The 2,883-nt window shown below is 55.4% G+C and carries 3 protein-coding genes and 1 pseudogene; 3 read left to right on the forward strand and 1 reads right to left on the reverse strand.

Features of this window, described 5'->3' with window-relative positions; all coding sequences use genetic code 11:
• Positions 1-273, forward strand: a pseudogene (locus OKC40_RS22055) (hypothetical protein); the annotation flags it as partial.
• On the opposite strand, the gene OKC40_RS22060 reads toward OKC40_RS22055, so the two are convergent.
• Entirely contained in the window at positions 274-489 is a 216-nt protein-coding gene (locus OKC40_RS22060) for a hypothetical protein (RefSeq protein WP_270796990.1), read from the reverse strand.
• Positions 490-776: 287 nt separating this feature from the next.
• On the opposite strand from OKC40_RS22060, the gene OKC40_RS22065 reads away from it, so the two are divergent.
• Together OKC40_RS22065 and OKC40_RS22070 are read left to right on the forward strand one after the other, a co-directional pair.
• Positions 777-2,108: an AAA family ATPase gene (locus tag OKC40_RS22065; protein ID WP_270796991.1), complete on the forward strand. Its 1,332-nt coding sequence runs from the start codon at positions 777-779 to the stop codon at positions 2,106-2,108.
• On the forward strand, positions 2,092-2,742 hold the full coding sequence (locus tag OKC40_RS22070) for a hypothetical protein (RefSeq protein ID WP_270796992.1): 651 nt from the start codon (positions 2,092-2,094) through the stop codon (positions 2,740-2,742). The genes OKC40_RS22065 and OKC40_RS22070 overlap by 17 nt, the downstream gene beginning before the upstream one ends.
• Positions 2,743-2,883: the final 141 nt, after the last annotated feature.

A 2,883-nucleotide genomic window follows, 5' to 3' on the forward strand; every position in this document is an offset into this window, starting at 1 on the left:
CGGGGTGACGTGAGCGCGTTAAGGATCAGGGTGTTCACGTTGGCCGGAATGGCTGTTCAACTTCGCCGGAATACGCAGAATGTGAAAAACTCGCTGCGGGGCAGTTGCCATACGCTCGGAGCGAAGCATTTACCAAGGCATCTTGCGGAATACTGCTTCCGGTTTAATCATCGTTTTGACCTCAAGAGCATGTTGGTTGAATTGGGGCATGCAGTCGTGGCAAGCCCTCCGATGCCATATCGGCTCTTGAAGCTGGCTGAGGGTCATGGGTAATCAGGAACCGAAATTGTCCGTCGCGTAGAACAACTCTTTGCCTATGCCGATACCATCGAGCAGCAGGCCAAGACGGCCAAAGCGCGGGTCGATAACCTGACCCAGGCCATTCTGGCCAAGGCATTTCGTGGCGAGCTGACCGCCGACTGGCGCGCAGCCAACCCGGACCTGATCAGTGGCGACAATAGCGCCGTCGCCCTGTTGGCTCGCATTCAAGCCGAGCGGGCCACTGCCAAGCCGCGCAAACGGGCAACCAAAACATCCGCGACGTAGGTTCGATTAGCGAAGCGTAATCGGACGCACGAGAAACCGCCGCCCTGCTGGCCCGCATTCAGACCGAGCGGGCCACCGCCAGCGGCAAAAAAGGTAAGTGTGGGCCCCGCAAGCCTCGCGCAACGGCCTGACCCGCTCGTATGATGTGCAGTCAGCGGCAACATTCGACGGGTTGTAAGCCAAGTGCAGGCGAGATAAGGTCGTGTTGGCAGCAAAATTAGGAATAGAGCATGGAAATCAAACAACTCACCCTCGAAAATCTGGGGCGTTTTGAGCGTCTTGCCATCGAGTTTGCCCCCACGGAGCGGGTCAACTCGAATGTGACCGTGCTGATTGGCAACAATGGTGCAGGCAAAACCTCGGTACTCAAATCGTTGGCGACCTCACTCAGCTGGTTTGTTGCCCGTTTGCGCAGCGACAAAGGCAGCGGCAGCCCCATCCCGGAAGAGGTCATCCTCAATGGCGCCAATACCGCGGTGGTCTCTCTTCAACTACACGATCAGCTGAAGGAATACATCTGGTCTCTCACCAAAACTCGCGCCGGTCGCAAGAGCAACGAGCAATCCATATTGACCGACGCTAGCAAACTAGCCGATGAGTATCGAGCACGATTGACAGAGCAGGAAAATGTCAGCTTACCCCTGATCGCCTTCTACCCAGTCGAGCGGGTGGTGCTGGATATTCTGCTAAAGATCAAAGAGAAACATTCATTTCGCCAACTCGATGGTTATGACAATTCGCTGAGTCAAGGAGTCGATTTTCGTCGTTTCTTTGAGTGGTTTCGCGAGCGGGAAGATAGCGAAAACGAGTCGGTAATCCCTACTGAAGTTCTTAATGAACTTCAAGATTTACTCGGTCCTGATCTTTGGCAAAAGTTGCAACAGACACAGGCATCAGCCAGAGATCGTCAGTTGACGGCGGTGCGCACAGCTATTGCCAACTTTATGCCCGGATTTAAAAATCTGAAGGTCCGCCGTAAGCCGCGTCTGCATATGTCCATCGACAAGGAGGGTCAGACCCTCAATGTGTTGCAACTGTCGCAAGGGGAGAAATCCCTGATGGCACTGGTGGGCGATATTGCCCGCCGCCTCGCAATGATGAATCCGGAGCTGGAAAATCCGCTGCACGGCGATGGGGTGGTGCTGATCGACGAGGTGGACATGCACCTGCATCCCCAGTGGGCACGTACTATCATCCAGCGGCTCACTGATACCTTCCCCAACTGTCAGTTTGTGCTGACCACCCACTCCCCCCTGGTGATCAGCGATTGCAAGGATGTACTGGTCTATTCGCTCGATAATGGCGAGTTGACTGAAGTGCCATCCCAATATGGTCAGGATGCCAACTCGGTGCTGCTGGAGGTGATGGATACCGCTATTCGCAATGAGCGGGTGGCGAGCCGACTGAATGACTTACTCGATTTAATTCAAGATCGGCAATTTGATAAGGCCAATGCCCTGCTGGCCGCGCTAAGAGCCGAGCTGCCAGCCAACAACCTGGAGCTGACCAAGGCTAGCCTGCTGCTGCGCAAAGAGGAGCTGCGCCGTGCGCAAGATTTATAAGGGACAAGAACCTGCAAGTCTGGCGGCATTCAAACGTCAAAATCCTCATGCTCGATATCACGACCTACCCAACGATGAAGAGGGTCAGGCAATTCGCCAGCAGATCCGGGAGGCTTGCACTACTGAGCAATTCCATCTCTGCGCCTACTGTTGCCAAGCCATCAGCGGCACCAGTGAAGACACCATGAACGAGCATGTTGAGGCTAGGGATCTCGCCCCTAAGCGCACCATGGATTTCAGCAATCTGGTAGCCAGTTGCAAAACACCGAAACAGTGCGATGCCGCCCATGGCTCGCAGCCTCTGCCGTTGACCCCGCTGATGCCTGAGTGCGAAACCGAGTTGCGCTTTAAATGGAGTGGTCGGGTTGAGGGGTTGACGGAAAGAGCCAAAGAGGCGATCCGGGTACTCAATCTGGGTGATACGGAGCAAAGCAACAAGGTGCTGGTTGCCAAGCGCAAACAGCTGGTGGATAGCCTGATTTGGACCCACTATGGCGATGATCAGCAGGCACTGGCGCTGGAAGATGATGCACAATTGCTGACAATGCTGATCGAAGATCTGAGCCAGCCCAAACAAGGCAAGCAGGAGCCCTTCGCACCTGTACTGGTGAACATACTGCGCAGTCAGCTCTAGCGATTGCGTGCCTGCCCGGGTGACTCGGGAGCCACAACCTCGGTACACCTCGTGCGCTTTTCTCCGGCAGCAGACCGCGAGGATAGGCGCATCTCCTCCCCTCTGATAATCTGCCGTGGCCACGGTAGCCAACTATCCCGT

The organism is Aeromonas sp. QDB11 (genome assembly GCF_027705265.1).
In the GTDB taxonomy this organism is placed as follows: Bacteria; Pseudomonadota; Gammaproteobacteria; order Enterobacterales; family Aeromonadaceae; genus Aeromonas; species Aeromonas allosaccharophila.